Origin of the sequence: Streptomyces sp. NPDC048424 (genome assembly GCF_040651555.1) — a bacterium.
GTDB lineage: Bacteria > Actinomycetota > Actinomycetes > Streptomycetales > Streptomycetaceae > Streptomyces.
The window spans coordinates 1-24781 of sequence record NZ_JBEZKE010000032.1 but is presented as its reverse complement, the minus strand read 5'-3'; the positions used below and the strand labels follow the sequence as shown (position 1 = coordinate 24781).

Sequence of the window (24781 nt, the reverse complement as noted above, 5' to 3'; positions counted from 1 at the left end):
CCCCGGTTCCCGCTTTCACCCCACCGGGCGCAACGCCTCCCAGCGCACCGTCAGTTCCCCCTGCCGCCACCGCCCCGGCCCGTCCGCCAGCGGCCAGTCGACGGCCAGCGCCCGCGCCGTGCGGATCCAGCGCTGCCGCGCCCCGTACGAGGCGTACGGGGCCGCCGCCGCCCACGCCCGGTCGAAGTCGCGCAGGAACGCGTGCACCGGCTCGCCCGGCACGTTCCGGTGGATCAGCGCCTTCGGCAGCCGCTCCGCCAGGTCCGAGGGGCGCTCCAGGGAGCCCAGCCGGGTCGCGAACGTCACCGTGCGCGCCCCCTCCGGCCCCAGCGCCACCCACACGTGCCGCCGCCCGATCTCGTCGCAGGTCCCCTCCACCAGCAGCCCGTCCGGAGCCAGCCGCGCGCACAGCCGCGCCCACACCTGCGCGACCTGCTCCTCGTCGTACTGGCGCAGGACGTTCGCCGCGCGGATCAGCGCGGGACGCGCCCCGCCGTCCAACGGCACCTCGAAGCCGCCGTGCCGGAAGCTCAGCCCTTCCCGCTCGTACGGCTTCGCCCCCGCCACCCGCGCCGGCTCGATCTCGATGCCGACCACCCGCACGCGCGGCGCCGCCTCCCGCAGCCGCGCCAGCAGCTCCACCGCCGTCCACGGCGCGGCCCCGTAGCCGAGGTCCACCGCGACCGGCGCCTCCGCGCGGCGCAGCGCGGCCCCGTGCGTGGCCGCGATCCAGCGGTCCATCCGGCGCAACCGGTTCGGATTCGTCGTCCCGCGCGTCACCGAGCCCACGGGGCGGCCAGGGGCGCGACCGGGCGCGCGGCTGGTGGGCGGGGTGGTGCGGGAGGCCATGAGCCGAGGGTAAGGGGAGCGCCCGCGTCGCATGAAAATCCGGCGGTGCCCCGAGAAAAACGGGGAAACGGCAAGGAAAACCGGAGACCCCGGAATGCGGGGGACGGCCATCCGGGTTGCACTCCTTGCAGGGCGCCTCCCGCGCCCTCGCTGGCATGCCATCCAGTCATGCCGCCCGCCGGGCCGTCACGCGGTCCGGCACGCCGTCCGTCATGGCGCCCGCCGGGCCGTCATGCCGCCGGTCGTGCCGTCCGAGCGTTTCGCGCACACCGTCCGAGCCGTCCGAGCCGAGAGGAACTGCTCCCTTGAGCCAGTACGTGTCCCGCCTCGGCGGCAGCCTCAGCGGCCGCCTCGCCGCCGCCCGTGCCACCCGGCACGAGCCGCCGCGACTGCGCCTGCCCGCCGTCGGCCACCACCGCAAGCCGCGCCGCGTGGCCATGCTCAGCGTGCACACCTCACCGCTGCACCAGCCCGGCACGGGCGACGCCGGCGGGATGAACGTCTACATCGTGGAGCTGGCCAAGCGCCTCGCCGCGATCAACATCGAGGTCGAGATCTTCACCCGCGCCACCACCGGCGGGCTGCCGCCCGTGGTCGAGATGGCCCCCGGGGTCCTCGTACGGCACGTGGACGCGGGCCCGTACGAAGGCCTCGCCAAGGAGGAGCTCCCGGCCCAGCTGTGCGCCTTCACCCACGGCGTGATGCAGGCCTGGGCCGGTCACCGCCCCGGCTACTACGACCTGGTCCACTCCCACTACTGGCTCTCCGGCCACGTGGGCTGGCTCGCCGCCGAACGCTGGGGCGTGCCCCTCGTCCACGCCATGCACACCATGGCCAAGGTCAAGAACGCGGCGCTGGCCGAGGGCGACACCCCCGAACCCGCCGCCCGCGTCATCGGCGAGACCCAGATCGTGGCCGCCGCCGACCGCCTCATCGCGAACACCGCCGAGGAGGCCGACGAACTCGTCCGGCACTACGAGGCCGACCCCGGCAAGGTGGCCGTCGTCCACCCCGGCGTGAACCTCGACCGCTTCACGGTCGGCGACGGCCGGGCCGCCGCCCGCGCCCGCCTCGGTCTGCCGCAGGACGCGGTCATCCCGCTCTTCGCCGGGCGGATCCAGCCGCTGAAGGCCCCCGACATCCTGCTGCGCGCCGTCGCCGTCCTGGTCGACCAGGACCCCTCGCTGCGCCGCCGCCTCTTCGTCCCCGTCGTCGGCGGCCCCAGCGGCAGCGGCCTCGCCAAGCCGGAGGGCCTGCAGAAGCTCGCCGCGAAGCTCGGCATCGCCGACCTCGTGCACTTCCACCCGCCGGTGGCGCAGGACGGCCTCGCCGACTGGTTCCGGGCGGCGTCCGTGCTGGTCATGCCCTCGTACAGCGAATCGTTCGGGCTCGTCGCGATAGAGGCCCAGGCCGCCGGCACGCCGGTGCTCGCGGCCGAGGTCGGCGGACTGCCCGTCGCCGTCAACGACGGGGTCACGGGGATCCTCGTACCCGGTCACGACCCGGCGGACTACGCGCGGGAGCTGCGGCGCTTCGTGGACGAGCCCGGGCTCGCGGACCGGATGGGCGCCGAGGCGGCGCGGCACGCGCAGTTCTTCGGCTGGGACACCGCGGCGAGCGGCACGGCCGACGTCTACACGGCGGCCATGCATGATCACCGCCGTCGCGTACGCTCCCACCATGGCTGACGCTGACACCGCCGGGATCATCGAAGCGACCCTGACCGGCGCCGAACTGAGCTGGGAGAGCCCCTCCCCGGGCACGTACGTCGTCCAGCTCCCCGGCACCCGCAAGCTGAGCACCACCTGCTCGCTCCGGGTCGGAAAGCACTCCCTCTCGGTGAACGCCTTCGTGATCCGCCACCCCGACGAGAACGAGGCGGGCGTCCACCGCTGGCTGCTGGAGCGCAACCTCAAGCTGTTCGGGATGGCGTACGCGGTGGACCGCCTCGGCGACGTCTACCTGACGGCCCGGCTCCCGCTGTCGGTCGTCAGCGCCGAGGAACTGGACCGCCTCCTCGGCACGGTCCTGGAGGCGGCGGACGGCTCCTTCAACACCCTGCTGGAGCTGGGCTTCGCGAGCGCGATCCGCCGCGAGTACGAGTGGCGCGTCTCCCGCGGCGAACCGACCTTCAACCTCGACGCCTTCAAACACCTGACGCAGCCGTCATAACGGGGGCTCCGCCCCAGCAGCGGCGGCCGCGCTAAGCCTCGGCCCCGGCCGGAGCCGGCTTGGACACCGGTGCGGTGCCACCACCGGCCACGGCCACGGTCGCGCCCGTACCCGCCTCATCCTCGGAGAGCCCCCGCATCAGGAGCCAGTACCCCGCCGCCGCCACCGTGCCCAGCACACCCGTGGCCCCCCACAGCCAGTCGGCCCCGTACCGGTCGATCGCGAAGCCCGCCATCAGCGGTGCCACCAGCGAGGCCACGGCCCACGACAGGTTGTAGACCCCCTGGTAGCGGCCGCGCCCGTGCACCGGCGACAGCCGCACGACCAGGCTCATCTGGGTCGGCGAGTTCACGATCTCCGCCAGCGTCCACACGCACACCGTCAGCGCGTACGCCCACAGGGGCCCGGCGAAGGCCGTCAGCGCGAACCCGTACCCGGCCAGCAGTGCCGAGATCACCAGCAGCTTCTGCGGGTCGCGCCGCTCGATGAAGGCCGTGACCGGGATCTGCAGCAGCACGATCAGCAGCCCGTTCACGCCGATGACCAGCCCGTAGTCCCCGGGTGAGAACCCGGCGCCGCCCATCGCGACGGGCAGGCCGACAGAGCCCTGCGTGAAGATCAGCGAGATCAGGAACGACAGCCCGACCACGCCCATGAACCGGCCGTCCCGCAGCACGCTCCCGAGCCCGATCGCGGGCTCCTCACCGGCGGTGGCCGACGCGCCCCGGGGACGCTCCGGCCGGGACTCGGGGAGCTTGACGAAGACCAGCACCGCGCAGACCAGCGTCAGGGCCGCCTCGCCCAGGAAGCCGGCCAGGTAGCTGTACTCCGCGATCACGCCCGCCGCCGTCGCGCTGATGGCGAAGCCGAGGTTGATGGCCCAGTAGTTGAGCGCGAAGGCCCGTACGCGGTCCTCCGGGCGGACGATGTCCGCCATCATCGTCGAGACCGCCGGCCGGGACGCGTTCGAGGTCATGCCGACGAGCAGGGCCACCGCGGCGATCGCCGCCGGGTGTTCCATGAAGCCGAGCAGCGCCACCGAGAACGCGGTCGAGGCCTGGGCCGCCAGCAGGGTGGGGCGCCGCCCCAGCCGGTCGGTCATCACGCCCGCGACGAGCGAGGAGACGACGCCGCCGAGCCCGTGGAGGGCGACCACCAGTCCCGCGAAGGAGGCCGAGTAGCCCCGGTCCAGGGTCAGGTACAAGGTCATGAAGGTGGCGACGAAGGCCCCGAGCCGGTTGATGAGCGTGCTCGTCCACAGCCACCAGAACGCGCGGGGCAGACCCGAGACGCTCTCCCGGGCGGCCCGTCTCAGACTGGCAGCGGACATAAGGATTCCCCCCGGGGACGTAAGTGTCACTTGAGCAGAGTGAACATTACGATCGGCAGGGCCCCGGGCGCTACTCGATTGACGCGCGAGGTCAATCGGAGGACCCCGCCTCGCGCGCGAGCGCCCCCGCCCGTCCATTAGGCTCGTACGCATGGCCGACGCACCGTACAAGCTGATCCTCCTCCGCCACGGCGAGAGCGACTGGAACGCGAAGAACCTGTTCACCGGCTGGGTGGACGTCAACCTCACCGAGAAGGGCGAGAAGGAGGCGGTCCGCGGCGGTGAGCTGCTGAAGGACGCCGGCCTGCTGCCCGATGTCCTGCACACCTCCCTCCAGAAGCGCGCCATCCGCACCGCGCAGCTCGCGCTCGAGGCCGCGGACCGCCACTGGATCCCGGTGCACCGCTCCTGGCGCCTGAACGAGCGCCACTACGGTGCGCTCCAGGGCAAGGACAAGGCGCAGACCCTCGCCGAGTTCGGCGAGGAGCAGTTCATGCTGTGGCGCCGCTCGTACGACACCCCGCCGCCGGTCCTCGAGGACGGCACGGAGTTCTCGCAGTCCGAGGACCCGCGCTACGCGTCGATCCCGAACGAGCTGCGCCCGCGTACCGAGTGCCTCAAGGACGTCGTCGAGCGCATGCTGCCGTACTGGTACGACGGCATCGTCCCGGACCTGCTGGCCGGCCGCACGGTCCTGGTCGCCGCGCACGGCAACTCCCTGCGCGGTCTGGTCAAGCACCTCGACGGCATCTCCGACGCCGACATCACGGGCCTGAACATCCCGACCGGCATCCCGCTCGTCTACGAGCTGGACGCCGACTTCAAGCCCCTCAAGCCGGGCGGCACCTACCTCGACCCGGACGCGGCCGCCGCCGCCATCGAGGCCGTCAAGAACCAGGGCAAGAAGAAGTAGCCGAAGCGATCATGCCCCTGACCTGCGCACACAGCGCAGATCGGGGGCATTCGTTTGCCCTGGGCCCACTGTGGGCCCTCAGCGTGGGGGACCGTCCGGCCGCAGAGCCCGGCCGAGAGCCTCCCGCGCACGGCATTTTGGCTGCTAGCGGTGCTGCTAGACCTAGCAGGCATGCGGTACTCGACCGAGCTGGCGATCGCTACAGGCAGTCCAGGTTCACGCAGGGCGTGGTGGGGTACTTCGGCACGAATCGGGTGCCGTCGGAACCTGCGTCTCCGCCCGCGCCCTGTATGACGCCCTCCTTGCGGGCCCCGACGCCGTACTGATCGACCGTGCGGATCAGCTTCTTCACGGGCCTGGGCTTCTTTGCGATGTGCTTGATGGTGCGCGGGCTGTCGGTGAGGTAAGTCGCCACCTCGTTGCCCCCTGCGCTGCTCGACACGGTGTTGTCCGTGTCGGTGGTGACGTTTGCGGTTGTGGTGGTGGGAGCGGCGAACGCGTTGGAGGAGAGGGAGGCGCCACCGCCGGCCAGGAGGGTGACGATCAGGAGGGGGACGACACGTCGGGTCCGGGTGGCGGTCATGGGGAAAGGCTCCTCAGGTCGTGGATTTCGGGGGTCGGATGTGGTGGGGCGGGTTGCCCGTCCGCTGTGCTTCGGCGTCATCCGTCACTCCATTGCGCCCCACGCATGGGCCCGGGTCACGGCCCGGGAAGTCGGGGCTTGACAAACCAGCCCATCCCGGACGTCACCGGCCGTAGGCCTCGGCCCTTCGCGCCAAGCCCACCGTGGACTCTCATTGCGTGACCTGGAAGGAGTGGCCTTCGGCCACCGACCCTTGGCAGCTCGCTGCGCTCGCACTCGCCTCACCGGTAGGCGACCGCGCAAGAAGTAGCCCTGACGCACGAAAGAGCCCCTGACCTGCGCGTGCGGTGCAGGTCAGGGGCTTTCGTCTACTCGTTGTCGTAGTAGCCGAAGATGTCGACGACCAGGTCGGCCTGGTCCCAGCCCTGGTTCCAGAAGTCGACGATGCTGTTGGCGCCGGCATCCGCCTGAACCAGGTTGGCGACGGTCTTGCCCGTCGTCCAGTTCAGGGTGGAGGACTGCGGACGCGCCGGGCTGCCGGCGGTCCCGTTGGCGTAGTCGCCGGTGGAGTTGTGGTCCGGTGCGACCGAGAGGAAGCCCGCGCCGCGCGTGTTGGTGACCGTGGTGTTCAGCACCCAGGCCTCCTGCTCCACCGAGAAGGCCTGCCAGAGGTACCCGCGCGTGGGCCACGGCCCCTTGGACCAGCTCTCGCGCGTGTCGATCTGCCGGACGGGCGCGACCGGCACGTAGGCACCGTTGCTCGCGGTGCTGTACGTGCCGACCAGGTCCACGATGACGTCGGACGGGGCCCAGGATCCGTTGCGGACGGTGATCTCGCCGTCCTTGTTGACCGGCACGATCACCGAGTTGGCGACCGTCTGTCCGGCGGTGAAGTTCACGTTGGACGTGGTCGGCGCCGCCGCCCCGGCCGGGTGGACGGTCAGGTGGCCGGCCTCCCGCGGGTTGGTGGCGGTCACGTTCAGCGCGACGGCGGTGGCGCCCGGTTGGGCCACCTTGACGGTGAAGGACGCCTGGCCGGCGACCGCGCCGAGCTGCGTGCCGGTCCCGGAGCGGGTGTCGACGACCCGGGTCGGCGCCTGCGCGGTGTACCCGCTCGCTTCCTGCCGGCCGAAGTAGCCGGTGACGTCCGCGATCAGATCGACCGGCTCCCAGCCGCCGTTGTACAGCTCGACGTAGCCGTCCTCGCCGACCTTCGCGATCACCAGGTTCGGGACGGTCTGACCGGCCTCGAAGTTGATGTTCGATGCGGTCGGCCGCGTGTCGCCGGAGGCGAAGACGCTGACGTGCCCGCCGCTGGTGGTGTTCGTGGCGGTCACGTTGAGCGCGACGGCGGTGACCCCGGCGGGGATGCCGCCGTTCCCCGCGACCTTCAGTCGGGTCGAGGAGTACGCGTTGACCTTGCCCTTGACGGCCCCCGTGCCGCTGCGGGTGTCCAGCAGGCGGGTGGGACCGTACGGGGTGAACTCCGAGCCCGCCGTCGTGACCCGGACCTCCTTGGTCTCCTGCGTCCCGAGTGCCGGATCGACGACCGTGGCCTTGATCGTGTACTCGCCGAGCTTCTTGAACGTGTGATTGGCCCGCGTCTCCCAGGCACCGGCGGCCGTCACCGTTTCCGTGGTCCCGTCACCCCAGTCGATGGTGGTGTCCAGCGGCGGTGCGGACCTGTTCAGGTAGATCGCCAGCTCGAAGCTGTGCGCCGTCGACATCCGGGCGCTCAGGGAGAGACCCAGCTGCGGGCCGGCGGTGGGGCCGCTGGTGAAGGTCCCGAACCCTGCCGCCAGGCTCTTGGCCGGGGCGACGGCGGGTGCCCCCGCCGGCTGCGCGGCGGGCTTGACCGGATCGGCGGCCTGAGCCGTGCCGGGGATGAAACCGATGCTTGCCGCCACGATGGCGGCAGCGGACATTACGAGTCGGCGATCGCGCACCGAACCCCCCATTTTTTAGCTTTTGAACGCGCTCAGCATGAGCTCGCACAGCCTACAGAGCAGTGCGCGGGTGATCACCCGGGTATCGGGCCGGCCGGGCGGGGCCGGTGGGGCCTAGGTCCAATGGCGCATGGCGCGCGGGGTCCGGGGTGGGGAGAGTGGCGGCATGGAAACTCTCGACCCCGCCCGTACCGATGCCTACCTGCGGCGCCTGGGGGTGGCGCGGCCCCCTCGGGCCACGGCCGGCTCGCTGCGCGAGCTGCACCTGGGCCACCTGCGTGCCGTGCCGTTCGAGAACCTGTCGATCCACCTCGGCGAGGACCTCGTGCTCACCCGGGACGCCGTCTTCGACAAGATCGTGACCGCCGGGCGGGGCGGGATCTGCTACGAACTGAACGCCGGGTTCGCCGCGTTGCTGGGCGCCCTCGGTCACCGGGTGGAGCTCCTCCAGGCCCGGGTGTACGGAAAGGACGGCGCGCTGGGCGTCCCGTACGACCACCTGGCGCTGCGCGTCGACGGGCGCTGGCTCGCGGACGTGGGTTTCGGCGACCACACGGCGTACCCGCTGGACCTGGACGAGCCGGGCGAACAGAAGGATCCGGCCGGGGCGTTCCTGGTCCGGCCGGCCCCGGACGGGGACCTCGAGGTGCTGCACGACGGCGCGCCCGTGTACCGGCTGGAGACCCGCCCGCGCGCGCTCGCCGACTTCCTGACCGGTGCCTGGTGGCACTGCACCAGCCCGGAGTCCGGCTTCACCAAGGGCCCGGTCTGCTCCCGGCTCACCGCGGACGGCGGCCGGATCACCCTGCGGGACCACACGCTCATCGCCACCTCGGCGGACGGCGACCGTACGGAGGAGGAGCTGGCAACCGACGAGGAGGTACGGGCCGCCTACCGCGCCGAGTTCGGCATCGTGCTCGACCGGCTGCCCGTGCCGCTCCACCCCCGGCCCTGAGCCGATCGGCACCCGCAGGCCGGGTGCACCGGCGGTCTCAGGCGACCTCGGTCCACGGACCGGAGCTCTCCTCCTTCGGGATCCAGAGCAGGGGCTGGCTCGTGCGGCAGTGCTCGCCCGCTCCGTCTTCCCAGGGGAAGAGCCCCTCCTTGTCCGGCCAGAACAGCTGGGTGATGGGCAGGGGCGGGGTCTGGTAGAAGTCGATGCCCGCACCGAAGAAGTCGTAGTACCAGCTGGGGTGCACGGGCCGGACGATCACGTCGCAGCCGTCGAGAACGTCGTCCCGGCGCTGGTCCGGCCCGAGCGGGTTGCCGCCCCGGACCGCCGCCCCGGCCGCGTTCGCCACGCGCATGGCGGTCTGGGAGGGCAGGCCGAACACGCTCACCTCGGGGCTGCGCAGTGTGTGCCAGAGGCCGATGGAGTAGGCCCAGTCGCCGGGGGAGTCGCCGCCCGCCACGCCCATGACGTGCCAGCCGTAGTCCGCGACGTTCTTCGTGGTGCGGGCATCCCGCTCCTCCGACGGGGGTCCGCCGAACTCGGTCGGGGCGCAGATGAGGCAGAAACACGGGAAGTCGTTCACCCGAGGAGCGTAGTCGCGCCCCGAGCACGCGGCCCGGTGAGCCGCGTCCGGTCAGCCGTGTCCGGTCAGCCGCGTCCGGGCACGGGCTAGTCGGGGTAGGTCCTGAAGGTGACGACGGCGGCCTCCTCGCCCTCCCAGGCGACGTCGACCTCCACGAAATCGATCCCGCCGTCACCGAAGTTGGGCGCCTTCGGGTAGTGGAGGTTGAGGTGGTATCCGCTCTGGCCCTCGACCGCCCCGCGCGAGGCCCGTGAGGTGGGGCTCCGCTCCTCGGGGTGGGAGTCGAGCCAGCCCCGGACCTCCGAGCGCGGCATGCGGAACGTCCCCGTCCACTGGCTGCCGAAGGCCGGGTCGTCGAGCTCGAAGCAGTCCTCGCGGTCCGCGTGCGGCGGCAGCTTCCAGCCGATCGCCGTCATCGCCTTTCCGCAGCCCGCGGGGACCTCCTCCGTCTCGCCGGCGTGCTTGAGCGCGTAGAGCAAGCCGCAGAACCAGACCAGTACGGGTAGCTCCACCGCGACCACGAAGAGGACTGCCCCGGCGATCATCCATTTCGTCCGCCGCGGCATGCGCCACTCCCAAGATCGATTCGAACGTGTTCAGGATCTAGGACGTGGAGGTGCGCATGCCGGTTCCCCGCGCGCAACCGTTGCCCGCGCCCACGCGAAAGGCCCCGGCCGAGGGAACTCGGACGGGGCCTTCGCGTGCGTGGAGCCGGCGACGGCGGCGGTCAGCCGCCGCACTGGCAGGGGGCGCCGGACTGGCAGCCGCAGCCGCAGCCCGAGCCGCAGCCGCATGCTGCGAGCAGCGGGAGGCGCAGGGGCTCCGGCCTCGGCGGCTGCTCCTGCTCCGGGGTGATGGGGACGGGGGAATCGGGCATGGTTCCTCCTCGCAGGCGGTGTACAGGGAGTCGTACGGCCTTCGCCTCATTCATGCCCAGTGCCACCGGCGCGTCAACGGCGCATTGGGGCTCGCCGTGCCGACCGCGTTCGCCGCGCGTCCGCGCGCCCCGCTGACCGTGCTCGCCGTGCCCCCGCTGTCAGACGCCCTCGACCTGCGTGGGCTGCTGGAGGTCGTCCGCGTGCTCACCCGTCACCAGGTAGACGACGCGCTTGGCCACCGACACCGCGTGGTCCGCGAAGCGCTCGTAGTAGCGGCCCAGCAGCGTCACGTCCACCGCCGTCTCGATGCCGTGCTTCCAGCGGTCGTCCATCAGGTGCTGGAACAGCGTGCGGTGCAGCTGGTCCATCTCGTCGTCGTCCTGCTCCAGCTGGAGGGCGAGGTCGACGTCCTTCGTGATGATCACCTCGGCGGCCTTCGCCATCAGGCGCTGCGCCAGCTGCCCCATCTCCAGGATGGTGGCGTGCAGGTCCCGCGGGACCGCCGTGTCCGGGAAGCGCAGCCGGGCGAGCTTCGCCACGTGCTGGGCCAGGTCACCGCTGCGCTCCAGGTCGGCGCTCATGCGCAGCGAGGTCACGACGATGCGCAGGTCGGTGGCGACCGGCTGCTGGCGGGCCAGCAGGGCGATGGCGCGGGCCTCCAGGTCGTGCTGGAGGTCGTCGACCTTCTGGTCGGCGGCGATGACGCTCTCGGCGAGCTTCAGGTCGGCGTCGAGCATGGACGTCGTGGCCCGCCCGATCGCGGAACCGACGAGCCGGGCCATCTCGACCAGGCCTTCTCCGATCGAGTCCAGTTCCTCGTGGTACGCGTCGCGCATGTCTCGTGTCCCTCTCTCGACCTACTACTGCGGTACTGCCCGGGGCGGGCCGGGGCGGCCTTTGGCCCCACGTTGACACGGTGAGCCGCAAACGCGTCCGACTCCGGCATCACAAGTGAATCAACCCCGTCGCCAGGGTGAACTCTGGGCGACGACTGTTCGAGCTGCCACCCGAACGGCTGTGGAAGTGTCGTCGGGCCTGCTTAACCTGGATCCATGGACGTGAACGCGGCGGTCGCCGCAGCTGCAGCGATCGCCGGTCTTTGCACCGGTGTGATCGCGATGCTGGCGTTCCGCTGGAGCGAGCGCGACCAGGCCCGCCCCACCCGGAGCTCCATGCGCCCCGACATCAATGCGGTGCTCCCGCCCGGCGTGGACACCGTCCTCTCCGTGCTCCGCTCCTCCGCAGTCGTACTGGACGAGGGCGACGCGGTGGTCAAGGCCAGCTCGGCGGCGTACGCCCTCGGCCTGGTCCGCGGCGGCAAGCTCGCCGTCGAGCCCATGCTCCACATGGCCCGTGACACCCGGCGCGACGGGGAGATACGCCAGGTGGAGCTGGACCTGCCCCGGCGCGGCACCGGCCGCGGCGAGGCCCTCGCCGTCTCGGCGCGCGTGGCCCCGCTCGGCTCCCGCCTGGTGCTCCTCCTGGTCGAGGACCTCACCGAGGCCCGCCGCATCGAAGCCGTACGCCGCGACTTCGTGGCCAACGTGTCGCACGAGCTGAAGACCCCGGTCGGCGCGATCTCCCTGCTGTCCGAGGCCGTCATGGACGCCTCGGACGACCCCGAGGCGGTCAGCCGCTTCGCCGGCCGCATGCAGATCGAGGCCACCCGGCTGATCAACCTCGTGCAGGAGCTCATCGACCTCTCCCGGGTACAGAACGACGACCCGCTGGAGGACGCCGAGCCCGTACGCGTGGACACGCTCGTGGCCGAGGCCATCGACCGCTGCCGCCACACGGCGTCCTCCAAGCAGATCACCATGGCCGCGGGCGGCACCGCCGACCTGCGGGTATGGGGCAACCGCGGACAGCTCGCGGCCGCCCTCGGAAACCTGGTCGAGAACGCCGTCAACTACAGCCCCGCCCGCACCCGCGTCGGCATAGCCGGCCGCAGGGTGGCGGCACCTGGGGGAGACTTGATCGAGATCGCCGTGACCGACCAGGGCATCGGCATCCCGGAAAAGGACCGCGAGCGCATCTTCGAGCGCTTCTACCGCGTGGACCCGGCCCGCTCCCGTGCCACGGGAGGAACGGGCCTCGGCCTTGCGATCGTGAAGCACGTGGCGGCCTCGCACGGCGGGGAGGTGTCGGTATGGAGTTCGGAGGGCCAGGGCTCCACGTTCACCCTGCGACTCCCCGAAGCGGCCGCGCCGGCCCCGGCGCCGACCCCCCACACCCACTCCACCCCTGCCTGAACCAGAACCGCACCAGCCATTCCTGCCCCGGAGGTCCTTCCGTGACCCGAGTGCTCGTCGTCGAGGATGAGGAATCCTTCAGCGACGCCCTGTCGTACATGCTCCGCAAGGAGGGCTTCGAGGTCGCCATCGCCGCGACCGGGCCCGACGGGCTGGACGAGTTCGAGCGCAACGGCGCCGACCTCGTCCTCCTCGACCTGATGCTTCCCGGCCTGCCCGGCACGGAGGTCTGCCGGCAGCTGCGCGGCCGCTCCAACGTTCCCGTGATCATGGTGACCGCCAAGGACAGCGAGATCGACAAGGTCGTCGGGCTGGAGATAGGAGCAGACGACTACGTCACCAAGCCCTTCTCCTCGCGGGAGCTGGTCGCCCGCATCCGCGCGGTCCTGCGCCGCCGCGGCGAGCCGGAGGAGGTCACCCCGGCGGCCCTGGAGGCCGGGCCCGTACGCATGGACGTCGACCGCCACGTGGTCACCGTCGCCGGCGGCAAGGTGGACCTCCCGCTGAAGGAGTTCGACCTGCTGGAGATGCTGCTGCGCAACGCGGGCCGCGTCCTGACCCGCATGCAGCTGATCGACCGGGTCTGGGGCGCCGACTACGTCGGTGACACCAAGACCCTCGACGTCCACGTCAAGCGCCTGCGCGCCAAGATCGAGCCGGACCCGGGCGCGCCGCGCTACCTGGTGACGGTCCGCGGCCTGGGCTACAAGTTCGAGCCGTAAACCGAAGGCGTCCCGGCAGTTCGGGAAGGCAGTACGGGAAGCAGTACGGGAAGGGCCCCCAGCCGCTGGTGCGGATGGGGGCCCTTCCCGTATGCGTACGTGTACGGCGCTACGCCGCCCTCGGGCTCAGTGGCCCGCGCTGTGCGACGGGGAACCCGACGGGGTGCCGGCGGCGCTGCCCGAGGGGGAGCCGGACGGGCTGCCCGAGGCGGCACCGGTGGCCGCGCCCGACGGAGAGCCGGAGGGGGTGCCGGACGGGGTGGCGCCGGCGGCCGGGCTGGCGGCCGGGGCCACCGTCGGGCCGTAGGGCGCGTACATGCCGGTGGCCGGGACCACGAAGGCCTCCAGCTCGACGCCGCCCGTGCTGCTCAGCTGGAAGACGACCTTCTGCACTTCGCCGTCGCGGACGGCCGCGGCGCCGTTCTCGATCACGGCGGAGGCGTTGCCCTTGCCGCCGATCACCACGGAGCCGAGGGCCGGCACGGTGACCTTGCCGGAGCCTTCGGCGGGCTTCAGCACGACCTTGCCCTTGCCACTCGGGAGGGTGATGCCGTCAAGGGTCTGGGCCGTGGTGCCGTTGTTGAAGAGCGTCGCCGAGACGACCGCCGGGCCCTTCTCGCCCTTCTGGCCCTGGGTGATCACCAGCGCGTTCTGGACCTCGATCTCACCCTTGGTGGCGGCGGCGTTGTCGGGCTTGATCTGGAGGGTCTGCGCGTCCTGGCCCGCACCGCATGCGGCCAGCGAGGCGATCGAGAACACGACGGCGGTGGCGGCGAGGGCGCCGCGTCGAAGGCTGCGGCTCACGGCGGCGGCAACTCCTTGGACGAACGGAAGGGGCGGGTGGGCGCTCGGAACGGCCGAGGTAAAGCCGCTCTAAGGGTGTGTCAGCGCGCTTAGGTTACCGAGCCGCCGCCCCGCCCCCGCACCCGACCCTCCGCAGCGCAGCCGCCACCCTGCGGGCGCCCCGCGATCTTGCATTCCGCCCGCCCTTCCGGGTGCTCTTCGCCGCGCCGATCATGTGCCGCTCGCATATCGTGCGCCGGGCGTCCGGTGATCAATTTCCGGGATTCCCCCGAACACCACTTCGTGATCAATTCGGGATTGGGCCGGAACCCGCTCCGCGGGGGCGGCCGCCAGTCGAACGGAGTAGTTCGGTTTCCCGACTCCGAAACCGGCAAAACGGGACGTACATCACACGGATGGGGGAGTGGGACGGGTGTAGCGTGGCCCTTTCGCCTGGTCCGCGCAGCGCCCCCGACCTGCGAATACCCCCTTCCGCAAGCCCTTCGCAGCACGTTCCTGTCGCTGTTGTCAAGCCCCGAGATGTGCCCTGACCTGCGAAAACGCCATTCATAACAGTCAGTTCTCGTGTTACCCTGGATAGCCACGGAAGGGGTACCTGTCACATGACGTTCAAGGTTGGCGACACCGTGGTCTATCCCCATCACGGGGCCGCGCTGATCGAGGCCATTGAGACTCGTCAGATCAAAGGCGTGGACAAGACCTACTTGGTGCTCAAGGTCGCCCAGGGCGACCTGACGGTTCGTGTGCCTGCGGACAATGCGGAGTTCGTCGGCGTTCGCGACGTAGTCGGCCAGGACGGGCTGGACCGGGTCTTCGAGGTGCTCCGCGCACCGTATGCAGAAGAGCCGACGAACTGGTCCCGGCGCTACAAGGCAAATCTGGAGAAGCTCGCTTCTGGCGATGTCATCAAGGTCGCCGAAGTGGTGCGTGACCTGTGGCGTCGTGAGCGTGAGCGCGGGCTGTCCGCGGGTGAGAAGCGCATGCTCGCGAAGGCACGCCAGATCCTGGTGAGCGAGCTCGCGCTCGCTGAGAACACGAACGAGGACAAGGCCGAGGCCCTCCTCGACGAGGTGCTCGCGTCCTGACGCGAGGCACCCCGTGCACAGCCTCTGTGCACAGTCTGCCGCGGTGCCCGATGACAACGTCTCTCCTCCACGAGAGACCTGTTGCCGGGCGCTGCGGCATGTCTGTATCCGTACGCGTCCGTACGGATACGTACTCTTCTGCACTACCTCACTGCCACCGACTCGATGGCGTGCCGGGCCCGGGCAGCCTGCTCGACCGGTCGTCACGGAAGGGGCGAGGGGCGTCGCACCCGGCACCCTTCAGGCCATACCCATGTCGGCCGAAGTCACAAACCTGGCTCGGAGCTACTGATGTCTGACGTAACGCGCCCCCACCGCACCGCCGCGGTGATCCCGGCCGCCGGCCGCGGGGTACGCCTCGGCCCCGGTGCCCCCAAGGCCCTGCGGGCCCTCGGCGGCACCCCGATGCTCGTCCACGCCGTCCGCGCCATGGCCCGCTCCCGCGCGGTCTCCCTGGTCGTGGTCGTCGCCCCGCCCGCCGAGGCCGCCGAGGTGCGCCTCCTCCTGGACGAGCACGCGCTGCCCGAGAGGACCGAGGTCCTCGTCGTCCCCGGCGGCGAGACCCGCCAGGAGTCGGTACGCGCCGGCCTGGACGCGCTGCCGCAGGACGTCACCTCCGTACTCATCCACGACGCGGCCCGCCCGCTCGTCCCCGTGGACACCGTGGACGCCGTCGTCGAGGCCGTACGCGACGGAGCCCCCGCCGTGGTGCCCGCGCTGCCCCTGGCCGACACCGTCAAGGAGGTCGAGCCCGGCAAGCCCGGCGAGGCCGAGCCGGTGCTCGCCACGCCCGAGCGGGCCCGGCTGCGCGCCGTGCAGACCCCGCAGGGCTTCGACCTCGCCACCCTCCTGCGGGCGCACGCCGCGATCGCCGTCGACGGCGAGGGCGCCACCGACGACGCCGGCATGGTGGAACGGCTCGGCGTCACCGTCGTGGTGATCCCCGGCCACGAGGAGGCCTTCAAGGTCACCCGCCCGCTCGACCTGGTCCTCGCAGAGGCCGTACTCGCCCGCAGGAGGGCCACCGATGCTTTCTAGTCCGCAGAGCCCGCAGGCCCCGCAAGCGCCGCAGGCCCCGCTGATCCCGCTCGTCGGCATCGGCACCGACGTGCACGCCTTCGAGACCGGCCGCGAGCTGTGGTGCGCCGGCCTGCTCTGGGAGGGCGAGGACGGCCTCGCCGGCCACTCCGACGGCGACGTCGCCGCGCACGCCGCCTGCGACGCCCTCTTCTCCGCCGCCGGTGTCGGCGACCTCGGCGCCCACTTCGGCACCTCCCGCCCCGAGTGGTCCGGCGCCGCCGGCGTCACCCTCCTGGCGGAGGCCGCCCGCATCGTCCGCGCCGAGGGCTTCGAGATCGGCAACATCGCCATCCAGGTGATCGGCGTGCGCCCGAAGATCGGCAAGCGGCGCGAAGAGGCGCAGAAGGCGCTCGCCGCAGCGGCCGGCGCCCCCGTCTCCGTATCCGGCACCACCACCGACGGACTGGGCCTCACCGGCCGGGCCGAAGGGCTCGCCGCCATCGCGACCGCCCTCGTGTACCGGACGAACCGGGCCTGAACACCCGTAGCAACGGCACTTCTTCCGCAACAAAGGTGCCCCGCGTCCCCAAAGGGCGCGGGGCACTGCTACAGGCGCACTACCCTGGATGCCGTGACTATTCGCCTGTACGACACCAGCGCCCGGCAGATCCGCGACTTCACCCCGCTCACCGCGGGCTGTGTCTCGATCTACCTCTGTGGCGCCACGGTGCAGGCCGCCCCGCACATCGGGCACATCCGGTCGGGCCTCAACTTCGACATGATGCGCCGCTGGTTCGAGTACCGGGGCTACGAGGTCACCTTCATCCGCAACGTCACGGACATCGACGACAAGATCATCGCGAAGTCCGCCGAGCAGCGCCGCCCGTGGTGGTCCATCGGCTACGAGAACGAGCGCGCCTTCAACGACGGCTACGGCGCCCTCGGCTGCCTCCCGCCCACCTACGAGCCCCGCGCCACCGGCCACGTCACCGAGATGGTCGAGATGATGCGCGGCCTCATCGAGCGCGGTCACGCCTACGAGTCCGAGGGCAACGTCTACTTCGACGTGAAGTCGTACCCCGGCTACCTCGCGCTCTCCCGCCAGGAGCTCGACAACATCCGCCAGCCGGAGAGCACCGGCGAGACCGGCAAGCGCGACGCCCGCGACTTCGCCATGTGGAAGTCCGTCAAGCCCGGCGAGCCCTCCTGGGAGACCCCGTGGGGCCGCGGCCGCCCGGGCTGGCACCTGGAGTGCTCCGCCATGGCGCACAAGTACCTCGGCGAGGCCTTCGACATCCACGGCGGCGGGCTCGACCTGATCTTCCCGCACCACGAGAACGAGATCGCCCAGGCCAAGGCCTTCGGCGACGAGTTCGCGAACTACTGGGTCCACAACGCCTGGGTCACCATGTCCGGCGAGAAGATGTCCAAGTCCCTCGGGAACTCGGTCCTCGTCTCCGAGATGGTCAAGCAGTGGCGCCCGATCGTCCTGCGCTACTACCTCGGCACCCCGCACTACCGGTCGATGATCGAGTACAGCGAGGAGGCACTGCGCGAGGCCGAGTCGGCCTTCGCCCGGATCGAGGGCTTCTACCAGCGGGTCATCGAGAAGGCCGGCGGCCCCGTCGAGGCCGCGGGCGAGGTCCCGCCCGCCTTCGCCGAGGCCATGGACGACGACCTGGGCGTCCCGCAGGCGCTGGCCATCGTCCACACCACCGTCCGTCAGGGCAACAGCGCGCTCGCCGCCGACGACAAGGACGCGGCCATCGCGCGCCTGTCCGAGGTGCGGGCCATGCTGGCCGTCCTCGGTCTGGACCCGCTCGACCCGCACTGGGCCGGCGAGGCCGACCGCGGGGAAGACCTCCACGGCGCCGTCGACACCCTCGTGCGCCTCGTCCTCGAACAGCGCGAGTCCGCCCGGTCCCGCAAGGACTGGGCGACCGCCGACGCCATCCGCGACCAGCTCCAGCAGTCCGGCCTGGTCATCGAGGACAGCCCCACCGGCCCGCGCTGGACGCTCGGCCCCCGCTGAGCCCGGCCCGAGGCCGGTCGGCCGGCTGAGCTTGGTGTGCCGCCCGGCGCTCCGGGCGGCACACTCTTCATACGTACATACCGCAGCACCAACGAAAACAGGTAGAAGTCATGGCCGGGAACAGCCAGCGCAGGAACCGCCGCACGTCCAACAAGAAGGGCGCGACGGTCGGCAGCGGTGGCCAGCGGCGCAAGGGACTGGAAGGCAAGGGCCCCACGCCCAAGGCCGAGGACCGCAAGAAGCACAAGGCCAACCGCATCAGCAACGCCATGGCCCGCCAGGCCGCCAAGCGCCGCCCCGCCCCCCGCCGCGGCGGCCCCAAGGGCACCAGCGAGATGGTCGTCGGCCGCAACCCGGTCTTCGAGGCGCTGCGCGACGGCGTGCCCGCCACGACGCTCTACGTCCAGCAGTTCATCGACAACGACGAGCGCGTCCGCGAGGCCCTCCAGCTCGCCGCCGAGCGCGGCAACATCAACCTGATGGAAGCCCCGCGCCCCGAGCTCGACCGCATGACCAACGGGCTCAACCACCAGGGCATGGTGCTCCAGGTCCCGCCGTACGAGTACGCGCACCCCGAGGACCTCACCGCGGCCGCCTACGACGACGGCGACGACCCGCTGATCGTGGCCCTCGACGGCGTCACCGACCCGCGCAACCTCGGCGCGATCGTCCGCTCCGTCTCCGCCTTCGGCGGCCACGGCGTGGTCATCCCCGAGCGCCGCGCCGCCGGCATGACCGCCGGTGCCTGGAAGACCTCCGCCGGCACCGCCGCCCGCACCCCGGTCTCCCGCGTCACCAACCTGACCCGCGCCCTCCAGGACTACAAGAAGGCCGGCATCACCATCGTCGGCCTCGCGGCCGAGGGCGAGCACACGGTCACCGACCTGGAGGCGCTCGGCGGCCCGGTCGTCATCGTCGTCGGCTCCGAGGGCAAGGGCCTCGGCCGCCTCGTCGGCGAGAACTGCGACTACCTCGTGCGCATCCCGATGCCGGGTGGCGCCGAGTCCCTCAACGCCGGTGTCGCCGCGGGCGTCGTGCTCTACGAGGCGGCCCGCCGCCGCGCGGACCGCGGCCGCATCTGATCGGCAGCCGGGTCCGATCCGCGGCCGTTTCCGGTCCCCGGCCGCGCCTGATCCGCGGATCCCTTGATCCACTTGGCTCACGGAAAGTGACCCGTGAGCGTGTCACCCCGCCCGTTTCGGGCGGGGTGGCTTGATCTTGACGGGTCTCGGACACATCCCTGTCGTCAAGGCAGTGTCCTAAACACTGATCACTCGGTTAGATGAGTGTGGACACCAGAACGTCAGGGTTCGACGACCAGCCCGCGCTGAGCATGGTCAAGGTGCCGTGCGATCCCGCACAGGTCATCGTCAACCACGCCAGCTTCCGCGTGCGGCTCGCACCGAGCCCGAGCGCGCGTTCCAAGCCCGCCAAGGCCCCCGGCCGCGCGCCCGTCCTGGGCGGTGCCGTGGTGGCGGCCGCCGGGGCCACCCGCCGCCGCGCCCCCGTGGTGTGGAGCGGGAAGTCCGACGCGGGCGACGCCGCGGCCATGGGCGGACTGCTCCAGGCCGTGCGCGAGGCCGGGCGCGGCCACGACGGGTACGACGGCGGCGAGTACGACGGCGGAGCCACCCAGGTCATCCCGCGCATCGACCTCGCCCACGACCTCGCCGAGGACACCCTCGCCACGCCGACCGTCATCGGCCAGCGCACCTACGGGGACCCCGCCGAGACGCGCCCGCTGGCCGCCGTACGGGACCTGCCCCACCAGGAGCCGCCCGGCTCCGGACCCGGGCCGGACCCGCGGCGGCAGGCCGCCGACAACCGGGGACAGGCCTCGTACTACCCGGGCCGCCGGATGAACCTCGGCGTCGTGCTGCTCCCGCTGCGCGTCTTCCTCGGCTTCATCTCCATCTACGCCGGCATGGGCAAGCTGTGCGACCCCGTCTACTTCGACGGCGGCGAGCGCGGCTCCATGGTGACCTGGCTGCACACGCTCACCCCGTGGGCCCTCGCCGAGCCGCTGCGCGACTTCGCCCTCGCGCACCCCGTCGGCGCGGGCCTGAGCGTGGCCTTCCTCCAGGTCATCGTGGGCGTGCTGACGGTGTTCGGCCTGTGGCAGCGGTTCGCCGCCTGCTTCGGGGCGCTCCTGTCCGCCGCGCTGCTGATGACGGTGAGCTGGAAGACCGTCCCCGCCTACGACGCGCCCGACATCATCTACCTCGCCGCCTGGAGCCCGCTGATCATCGCGGGCGCCCCGGTCTACTCCCTCGACGGGCGCCTCGCCGGCGAGGCCTGGCGCACCCTCGGGCCGCGCTCCGAGATCTGGCGGCTGCGGCGGCGGGTCCTGCGCCGCGGAACCATCATGGCCACCGTCGTCTGCGGACTCACCCTGCTCGTCGGCTCGCTCCTCGGCGGCGCCGTCCGCTCCACCACCGTCGTCACCGTTCCCGGCCCCGGGCAGGCCCCGACCAACTACCTGCCGGGCCGGCCGCTGCCGCAGACCCCGGCCAGGCAGCAGCCCGCCGCGCAGCCGACGACCAAGGCGGCCACCCCCTCGGCCTCCGCCACTCCCACCGAGCCCGCCGCGAAGTCCGGCAAGAGCGCCTCGGGCGCCCCCAGCCGGGAGACCGCCGGAACGGGATCCCAGTCGCCCACCGCGACGCGGGGCACCACCGGCAAGCAGCAGACCCCGCGCAGCACCCCCCGCCAGTCCACCTCGCCCAGGCAGCCGTCCTCCTCGGGCAGCTCGAACGGCGGGGGCGGGACTCCGACGAAGCAGCCCGGCCTGATCGGCGGTCTCATCGGCTGAGCCCCACCGACGGGGACCGGTACGGGGCCCGGCGCGCGCGAGCGTGCCGGGCCCTTCGCGTGCGCCGGGCGAGGCGCGAAGCCCCGTACGGAGGCGGAGGCGGGTCGGGGTCGGGGGTGGGGGCCGCGGGCTCCTGAGCGGGCTCAGGAGCGTGCCTGAGCCGCCAACTCCCTTGCGGCCTCGGTCAGGTCCTTCGCGGTGTCGATGGCCCGCCAGTAGGCCCCCTGGGGCAGCGGGAAGCCCGCCAGCCGCCGCTCGCGCGCCAGGCGCGGGAAGGTGGTCCGCTCGTGGTCCCCGAAGTCCGGGAGCAGCGCGGCGAATTCGGGTCCGAAGACGTACACGCCGGCATTGACCGGATACGGCGACAACGGTGCCTCGATGAAGTCCAGTACGTGCCCGAACTCGTTGGTCTCCACCACCCCCCACGGGATCCGCGGCCGGGCCAGGGCCAGCGTCGCCACGGCGCCGCGTTCGGCGTGGAAGGCCGCCATCTCGCGCAGCGAGAACCGGGTCCAGATGTCGCCGTTCGTCGCGTACCAGGCCCGGTCCGGGTGCGGGAGGTGGCGTGCGGCGTACTTGAGGCCACCGCCCCGGCCCAGCGGCTCCTCCTCGACCACCGTGGTCACGCGCAGCGGCAACCGCGCCCCGGCCAGCCACTCCTGGAGCACCCCTGCGAGGTGCCCGCAGGAGATCACCGCGTCCGTGACGCCCTCGGCGGCCAGCCAGGCCAGCTGGTGCCCGATGATCGGCACCCCCGTCCCCGGGATCTCGACCATCGGCTTGGGGCGGTCGTCCGTGTACGGACGCAGCCGCGAACCCTGGCCGCCCGCCAGGACGACTGCCTGGGTGGGGGCGGCGGGGAACGCGGCTGCGGAGGAAGCGGATGGAGCGGATCGGTGGTCGTCGGTCATGCCGGCCAGCGTAGGGACGAGAGGTGCGTCAGCCCATGGAGGCGACGCCGGTGGCGTACGAGGTGTCGCACACGGGTCGGGCGTAGGACTGGGCCTTCGTGGGGCCGTACGCGTCCACGGCGGCCCGTCCCAGTGCCCGGGCGATCCCCACGCAGTGCTCGGCGAGCGACGGCCGCCGGTTCACCTCCTGCTGGAGGTGCGTGAGGACGTCGTCCGGCGCCTGGCCCTGCTGCAGATCGCCGACGAGCTGCTCGCGCAGCACCTCGTGCGCGGCGCGCGGCTTCGCCGGGGCGGAGACGCCCTCGGCGGAGGCGGTCAGGATCTGGGAGGAGGACGTGTCCGCCCAGGGGACCATGGTGACCGCGAGGGTCCCGGACAGGACGAGGACGACGGGCAGGACCAGGGCGAGGGATCGGCCGATACGGCGGGCAGTGTGGGTCACGAGGGCGAGAGTAGCGCTCGGTGAAGATTTGGCGACATTTAGTCACCCTGTCGAGGGACGGTTCGACGTGGCTTTTCGAATTGCGGGTTGACGGAGAGGGCTGAATGGCCCGGTCTGCCGGAGTTGGGCAACGCACGGCGGAGGGGCGCCCCTTGACGGAACGCCCCTCGCTCTAGCCGTGTTGCGGAGTCAGCCGGAGAGCCGCTCGCCGGAGGAGGTCGAGAACACGTGGATCTCGTCGGCCCGCGGCACCACGTGCAGGCTGGAGCCCTTCTCGGGCACCTGGCGGCCGTTGACGCGGACCACGAGGTCCTGCGCACCCTTCTCGCCCGGGGTGGAGCCGTAGACGTAGCCGTCGGCGCCGAGTTCCTCGACGACGTTCACGTCGATGGTCAGGCCGCCGGTCTCGGCGAGGTCGAAGTGCTCGGGGCGCACGCCGACCGTGACGGTGCGGTCGCCCGCGTCGGCCGCGGCGGACAGCGCCTCGCGCGACACCGGGACGACGCTGTCGCCGAACTTCACGCCGCCGTCGGTGATCGGGACCTCGACCAGGTTCATGGCCGGGGAGCCGATGAAGCCGGCCACGAAGAGGTTCGCGGGGCGGTCGTACATGTTGCGCGGGGTGTCGACCTGCTGGAGCAGCCCGTCCTTCAGGACGGCCACGCGGTCGCCCATCGTCATGGCCTCGACCTGGTCGTGGGTGACGTAGACGGTGGTGATGCCGAGGCGGCGCTGCAGGCCCGCGATCTGCGTACGGGTGGACACGCGGAGCTTGGCGTCGAGGTTCGACAGCGGCTCGTCCATCAGGAACACCTGCGGCTGGCGCACGATCGCACGGCCCATCGCGACGCGCTGGCGCTGGCCGCCGGAGAGCGCCTTGGGCTTGCGGTCGAGGTAGGGGCGCAGGTCGAGGATGTCGGCCGCCTCCTCCACCTTCTTGCGGATGGTGGCCTTGTCCACGCCGGCGATCTTGAGCGCGAAGCCCATGTTGTCGGCGACGGACATGTGCGGGTAGAGCGCGTAGTTCTGGAACACCATCGCGATGTCCCGGTCCTTGGGCGGCAGGTGCGTGACGTCGCGGTCACCGATGCGGATGGAGCCGCCGTTGACGTCCTCCAGGCCGGCGAGCATGCGCAGCGAGGTGGACTTGCCGCAGCCGGAAGGACCGACGAGGACGAGGAACTCGCCGTCCTCGATCTCCAGCTCCAGCTGGTCGACGGCGGGCTTGTCGCCGCCGGGGTACAGCCGGGTCGCCTTGTCGAAAGTGACAGAAGCCATGGTGATGAATCCCTTCTACCGGCAGGAACGTGCCGGACGATCCGAGTGGAAGGAAGAATGGGTCTAGTCCAGTAGCACCGGACTCCGCCCGACGCTACCTGCCGGAACGCCGTCTGTCAGTACCCGGGGGGCGCGGGATCGGCGGACGGGTTCCGGGCCCGGGACCCGGCTCAGCCGGTGCCGGTCGAGGGCGGTTCGGGTTTCGTGTGGAGGATCTCGCGGGCCTGGTCCGCGGCGCGGGCGATGCTCTCGGCGATGAAGTCGACGAAGCGGGCGATGTTCTCCAGGCGGGCGGCGGCCGGGGTGCCGGGGCCGAGGACGCCGACGCCCTGGCGCGCGGTCTCGGCGAGCAGGGCGTTGGCGCGGGCGCCTGCGATCGTCGACTGGTACATGACGTCGTCGTCGACGACGTAGCGCTCGCGGCGGCGTTCGTCGCGTTCCCGGCGGATGAGGCCCTGGCTTTCGAGGAACGCGATCGCCTTGGAGATGGACGCCGGGCTGACCTCGAGGCGCTGGACGAGTTCGGACGCGGTGAGGCTGCCCGCGTCGGTCGTGTAGAGGGACGCCAGCACCCGGGCCGTCATCGTGGGCAGGCCCTGCGCGGTGAAGAGGGTGGTGAACGTCTCCTCGTACGCGCGCACGGCCTCCGCGTCGCGTCCGTGTGCCTGCTCGGGCGCCTGCGCCCCCCGGGGGGCGGGCTGCCTGCGCCGGTGGGCGCGGCGTTCGGTGGCGCGGTGGGCCAGCTCCGCGCGGTAGGCGGCGGGGCCGCCGTTGCGCATCACCTCGCGGGTGACCGTCGAGGTGGGGCGGTCGAGGCGTCTGGCGATCTCCGCGTAGGCGAGGTCGTCGGCCAGTCCCAGCGCGATCTGCTGGCGTTCCTGCTGGGTGAGTCTGCCTCCCGGCATCGCGGTCTCCTTCGTGGTGCGGCGTCGCTCCAGCATAGCGTTCACTCTTCATTCATTGCAACGTGACGCGTGTGGGCTGTTGCATTGAAATCAAAACCATTGCAATGAAATACCTGCTGTGAGCTGCGTAAATGACATTCGCACGCAACGGACTCGTTGCCAGATCTGTGAATGCAACGTAGCTTTTCGTTCATCAGAAACGGCGGGCCGACAGAGCGCCCGCCACTGGAGAAAGAGAAGAACGATGCAGAAGTTCGCCACCGCCACCCCCGTCTCCGCCGTCCTGGACATCCCCGCGGGCCTCATCCGCTT

24 protein-coding genes and 2 pseudogenes are annotated in these 24781 nt (G+C 71.6%); 12 read left to right on the top strand and 14 right to left on the bottom strand.

What is annotated here, in order from left to right; all coding sequences use genetic code 11:
* Positions 1-15: 15 nt before the first annotated feature.
* On the bottom strand, positions 16-849 hold the full coding sequence (locus AB0D29_RS31780) for a class I SAM-dependent methyltransferase (RefSeq protein WP_362858967.1): 834 nt from the start codon (positions 847-849) through the stop codon (positions 16-18).
* Between the two features lie 389 nt (positions 850-1238).
* Between AB0D29_RS31780 and mshA the strand changes: the two genes are divergently transcribed.
* Entirely contained in the window at positions 1239-2537 is a 1299-nt protein-coding gene (mshA, locus tag AB0D29_RS31775) for a D-inositol-3-phosphate glycosyltransferase (RefSeq protein WP_362859044.1), read from the top strand.
* Entirely contained in the window at positions 2530-3021 is a 492-nt protein-coding gene (locus AB0D29_RS31770; protein WP_362858965.1) for a YbjN domain-containing protein, read from the top strand. The genes mshA and AB0D29_RS31770 overlap by 8 nt, the downstream gene beginning before the upstream one ends.
* A 31-nt stretch (positions 3022-3052) precedes the next feature.
* Here the strand turns inward: AB0D29_RS31770 and AB0D29_RS31765 are convergent, their stop codons facing one another.
* Complete coding sequence (locus AB0D29_RS31765; protein ID WP_362858963.1) at positions 3053-4351, bottom strand: MFS transporter; 1299 nt, start codon at positions 4349-4351, stop codon at positions 3053-3055.
* Between the two features lie 151 nt (positions 4352-4502).
* On the opposite strand from AB0D29_RS31765, the gene AB0D29_RS31760 reads away from it, so the two are divergent.
* Positions 4503-5264, top strand: a complete 762-nt coding sequence (locus tag AB0D29_RS31760; RefSeq protein WP_319724882.1) for a phosphoglyceromutase — start codon at positions 4503-4505, stop codon at positions 5262-5264.
* 199 nt (positions 5265-5463) lie between these two features.
* Here the strand turns inward: AB0D29_RS31760 and AB0D29_RS31755 are convergent, their stop codons facing one another.
* Both AB0D29_RS31755 and AB0D29_RS31750 read right to left on the bottom strand, forming a co-directional pair.
* Positions 5464-5847: a hypothetical protein gene (locus AB0D29_RS31755; RefSeq protein ID WP_362858962.1), complete on the bottom strand. Its 384-nt coding sequence runs from the start codon at positions 5845-5847 to the stop codon at positions 5464-5466.
* A gap of 368 nt (positions 5848-6215) precedes the next feature.
* Positions 6216-7772: a hypothetical protein gene (locus tag AB0D29_RS31750; RefSeq protein ID WP_362858961.1), complete on the bottom strand. Its 1557-nt coding sequence runs from the start codon at positions 7770-7772 to the stop codon at positions 6216-6218.
* A 187-nt stretch (positions 7773-7959) separates the two neighbouring features.
* Between AB0D29_RS31750 and AB0D29_RS31745 the strand changes: the two genes are divergently transcribed.
* Positions 7960-8748 (top strand): arylamine N-acetyltransferase, encoded by a 789-nt coding sequence (locus AB0D29_RS31745; protein WP_362858959.1) that lies wholly within the window; start codon positions 7960-7962, stop codon positions 8746-8748.
* 37 nt (positions 8749-8785) lie between these two features.
* Here the strand turns inward: AB0D29_RS31745 and AB0D29_RS31740 are convergent, their stop codons facing one another.
* The 4 genes from AB0D29_RS31740 to phoU form a co-directional block, all read right to left on the bottom strand.
* Complete coding sequence (locus AB0D29_RS31740) at positions 8786-9328, bottom strand: DUF4262 domain-containing protein (protein WP_362858958.1); 543 nt, start codon at positions 9326-9328, stop codon at positions 8786-8788.
* Between the two features lie 86 nt (positions 9329-9414).
* Positions 9415-9894 (bottom strand): hypothetical protein, encoded by a 480-nt coding sequence (locus AB0D29_RS31735; protein WP_362858957.1) that lies wholly within the window; start codon positions 9892-9894, stop codon positions 9415-9417.
* A gap of 161 nt (positions 9895-10055) precedes the next feature.
* Positions 10056-10205 (bottom strand): hypothetical protein, encoded by a 150-nt coding sequence (locus tag AB0D29_RS31730; RefSeq protein ID WP_167344738.1) that lies wholly within the window; start codon positions 10203-10205, stop codon positions 10056-10058.
* A 159-nt stretch (positions 10206-10364) separates the two neighbouring features.
* A complete protein-coding gene (gene phoU, locus AB0D29_RS31725) occupies positions 10365-11042 on the bottom strand; it encodes a phosphate signaling complex protein PhoU (RefSeq protein WP_351587195.1) in 678 nt (225 codons plus the stop codon).
* A gap of 216 nt (positions 11043-11258) precedes the next feature.
* Here phoU and AB0D29_RS31720 point away from each other — a divergent pair, with 216 nt between their 5' ends.
* Positions 11259-12458, top strand: a complete 1200-nt coding sequence (locus AB0D29_RS31720; protein WP_351587199.1) for an ATP-binding protein — start codon at positions 11259-11261, stop codon at positions 12456-12458.
* Between the two features lie 41 nt (positions 12459-12499).
* Positions 12500-13180, top strand: a complete 681-nt coding sequence (locus AB0D29_RS31715; protein WP_030387286.1) for a response regulator transcription factor — start codon at positions 12500-12502, stop codon at positions 13178-13180.
* Between the two features lie 126 nt (positions 13181-13306).
* On the opposite strand, the gene AB0D29_RS31710 is transcribed toward AB0D29_RS31715, so the two are convergent.
* Positions 13307-13984, bottom strand: coding sequence for a DUF461 domain-containing protein (locus AB0D29_RS31710; RefSeq protein ID WP_362858955.1), 678 nt, complete (start codon positions 13982-13984; stop codon positions 13307-13309).
* A gap of 602 nt (positions 13985-14586) precedes the next feature.
* On the opposite strand from AB0D29_RS31710, the gene AB0D29_RS31705 reads away from it, so the two are divergent.
* From AB0D29_RS31705 to AB0D29_RS31680, 6 genes are all read left to right on the top strand, one after another.
* Positions 14587-15069: a CarD family transcriptional regulator gene (locus AB0D29_RS31705; protein WP_003953493.1), complete on the top strand. Its 483-nt coding sequence runs from the start codon at positions 14587-14589 to the stop codon at positions 15067-15069.
* Positions 15070-15360: 291 nt separating this feature from the next.
* Complete coding sequence (ispD, locus tag AB0D29_RS31700) at positions 15361-16107, top strand: 2-C-methyl-D-erythritol 4-phosphate cytidylyltransferase (RefSeq protein WP_362858954.1); 747 nt, start codon at positions 15361-15363, stop codon at positions 16105-16107.
* The gene (gene ispF, locus AB0D29_RS31695; RefSeq protein WP_362858952.1) at positions 16097-16627 is read left to right on the top strand and encodes a 2-C-methyl-D-erythritol 2,4-cyclodiphosphate synthase; all 531 of its coding nucleotides are present in this window, start codon (positions 16097-16099) and stop codon (positions 16625-16627) included. The genes ispD and ispF overlap by 11 nt, the downstream gene beginning before the upstream one ends.
* Before the next feature lie 93 nt (positions 16628-16720).
* Positions 16721-18121: a cysteine--tRNA ligase gene (gene cysS / locus AB0D29_RS31690; RefSeq protein ID WP_362858951.1), complete on the top strand. Its 1401-nt coding sequence runs from the start codon at positions 16721-16723 to the stop codon at positions 18119-18121.
* A 110-nt stretch (positions 18122-18231) separates the two neighbouring features.
* Positions 18232-19203, top strand: coding sequence for a 23S rRNA (guanosine(2251)-2'-O)-methyltransferase RlmB (rlmB, locus tag AB0D29_RS31685; RefSeq protein ID WP_362858950.1), 972 nt, complete (start codon positions 18232-18234; stop codon positions 19201-19203).
* A 200-nt stretch (positions 19204-19403) separates the two neighbouring features.
* Positions 19404-20933 (top strand): DoxX family membrane protein, encoded by a 1530-nt coding sequence (locus AB0D29_RS31680; protein WP_362858949.1) that lies wholly within the window; start codon positions 19404-19406, stop codon positions 20931-20933.
* Between the two features lie 143 nt (positions 20934-21076).
* Here AB0D29_RS31680 and AB0D29_RS31675 read toward each other — a convergent pair whose 3' ends face one another.
* From AB0D29_RS31675 to AB0D29_RS31655, 5 genes and pseudogenes are all read right to left on the bottom strand, one after another.
* The gene (locus AB0D29_RS31675; RefSeq protein WP_362858947.1) at positions 21077-21844 is read right to left on the bottom strand and encodes a nucleotidyltransferase family protein; all 768 of its coding nucleotides are present in this window, start codon (positions 21842-21844) and stop codon (positions 21077-21079) included.
* Between the two features lie 28 nt (positions 21845-21872).
* Positions 21873-22286 (bottom strand): hypothetical protein, encoded by a 414-nt coding sequence (locus AB0D29_RS31670; protein WP_362858946.1) that lies wholly within the window; start codon positions 22284-22286, stop codon positions 21873-21875.
* A gap of 189 nt (positions 22287-22475) precedes the next feature.
* Positions 22476-23564: a sn-glycerol-3-phosphate ABC transporter ATP-binding protein UgpC gene (gene ugpC, locus AB0D29_RS31665; RefSeq protein WP_362858944.1), complete on the bottom strand. Its 1089-nt coding sequence runs from the start codon at positions 23562-23564 to the stop codon at positions 22476-22478.
* 170 nt (positions 23565-23734) lie between these two features.
* Positions 23735-24148 (bottom strand): annotated as a pseudogene (locus AB0D29_RS31660) (MarR family transcriptional regulator); the annotation flags it as partial.
* Between the two features lie 123 nt (positions 24149-24271).
* Positions 24272-24469 (bottom strand): annotated as a pseudogene (locus tag AB0D29_RS31655) (helix-turn-helix domain-containing protein); the annotation flags it as partial.
* Between the last annotated feature and the right edge of the window lie 312 nt (positions 24470-24781).

Bases quoted from the DNA above. Each gene is read 5' to 3' on its own strand.
- AB0D29_RS31780 (WP_362858967.1), bottom strand. From the start codon at position 849: ATGGCCTCCCGCACCACCCCGCCCACCAGCCGCGCGCCCGGTCGCGCC.
- AB0D29_RS31770 (WP_362858965.1), top strand. From the start codon at position 2,530: ATGGCTGACGCTGACACCGCCGGGATCATCGAAGCGACCCTGACCGGC.
- AB0D29_RS31765 (WP_362858963.1), bottom strand. From the start codon at position 4,351: ATGTCCGCTGCCAGTCTGAGACGGGCCGCCCGGGAGAGCGTCTCGGGT.
- AB0D29_RS31760 (WP_319724882.1), top strand. From the start codon at position 4,503: ATGGCCGACGCACCGTACAAGCTGATCCTCCTCCGCCACGGCGAGAGC.
- AB0D29_RS31755 (WP_362858962.1), bottom strand. From the start codon at position 5,847: ATGACCGCCACCCGGACCCGACGTGTCGTCCCCCTCCTGATCGTCACC.
- AB0D29_RS31750 (WP_362858961.1), bottom strand. From the start codon at position 7,772: ATGTCCGCTGCCGCCATCGTGGCGGCAAGCATCGGTTTCATCCCCGGC.
- AB0D29_RS31745 (WP_362858959.1), top strand. From the start codon at position 7,960: ATGGAAACTCTCGACCCCGCCCGTACCGATGCCTACCTGCGGCGCCTG.
- AB0D29_RS31735 (WP_362858957.1), bottom strand. From the start codon at position 9,894: ATGCCGCGGCGGACGAAATGGATGATCGCCGGGGCAGTCCTCTTCGTG.
- AB0D29_RS31730 (WP_167344738.1), bottom strand. From the start codon at position 10,205: ATGCCCGATTCCCCCGTCCCCATCACCCCGGAGCAGGAGCAGCCGCCG.
- phoU (WP_351587195.1), bottom strand. From the start codon at position 11,042: ATGCGCGACGCGTACCACGAGGAACTGGACTCGATCGGAGAAGGCCTG.
- AB0D29_RS31720 (WP_351587199.1), top strand. From the start codon at position 11,259: ATGGACGTGAACGCGGCGGTCGCCGCAGCTGCAGCGATCGCCGGTCTT.
- AB0D29_RS31705 (WP_003953493.1), top strand. From the start codon at position 14,587: ATGACGTTCAAGGTTGGCGACACCGTGGTCTATCCCCATCACGGGGCC.
- ispD (WP_362858954.1), top strand. From the start codon at position 15,361: ATGTCTGACGTAACGCGCCCCCACCGCACCGCCGCGGTGATCCCGGCC.
- ispF (WP_362858952.1), top strand. From the start codon at position 16,097: ATGCTTTCTAGTCCGCAGAGCCCGCAGGCCCCGCAAGCGCCGCAGGCC.
- rlmB (WP_362858950.1), top strand. From the start codon at position 18,232: ATGGCCGGGAACAGCCAGCGCAGGAACCGCCGCACGTCCAACAAGAAG.
- AB0D29_RS31680 (WP_362858949.1), top strand. From the start codon at position 19,404: ATGAGTGTGGACACCAGAACGTCAGGGTTCGACGACCAGCCCGCGCTG.
- AB0D29_RS31675 (WP_362858947.1), bottom strand. From the start codon at position 21,844: ATGACCGACGACCACCGATCCGCTCCATCCGCTTCCTCCGCAGCCGCG.
- ugpC (WP_362858944.1), bottom strand. From the start codon at position 23,564: ATGGCTTCTGTCACTTTCGACAAGGCGACCCGGCTGTACCCCGGCGGC.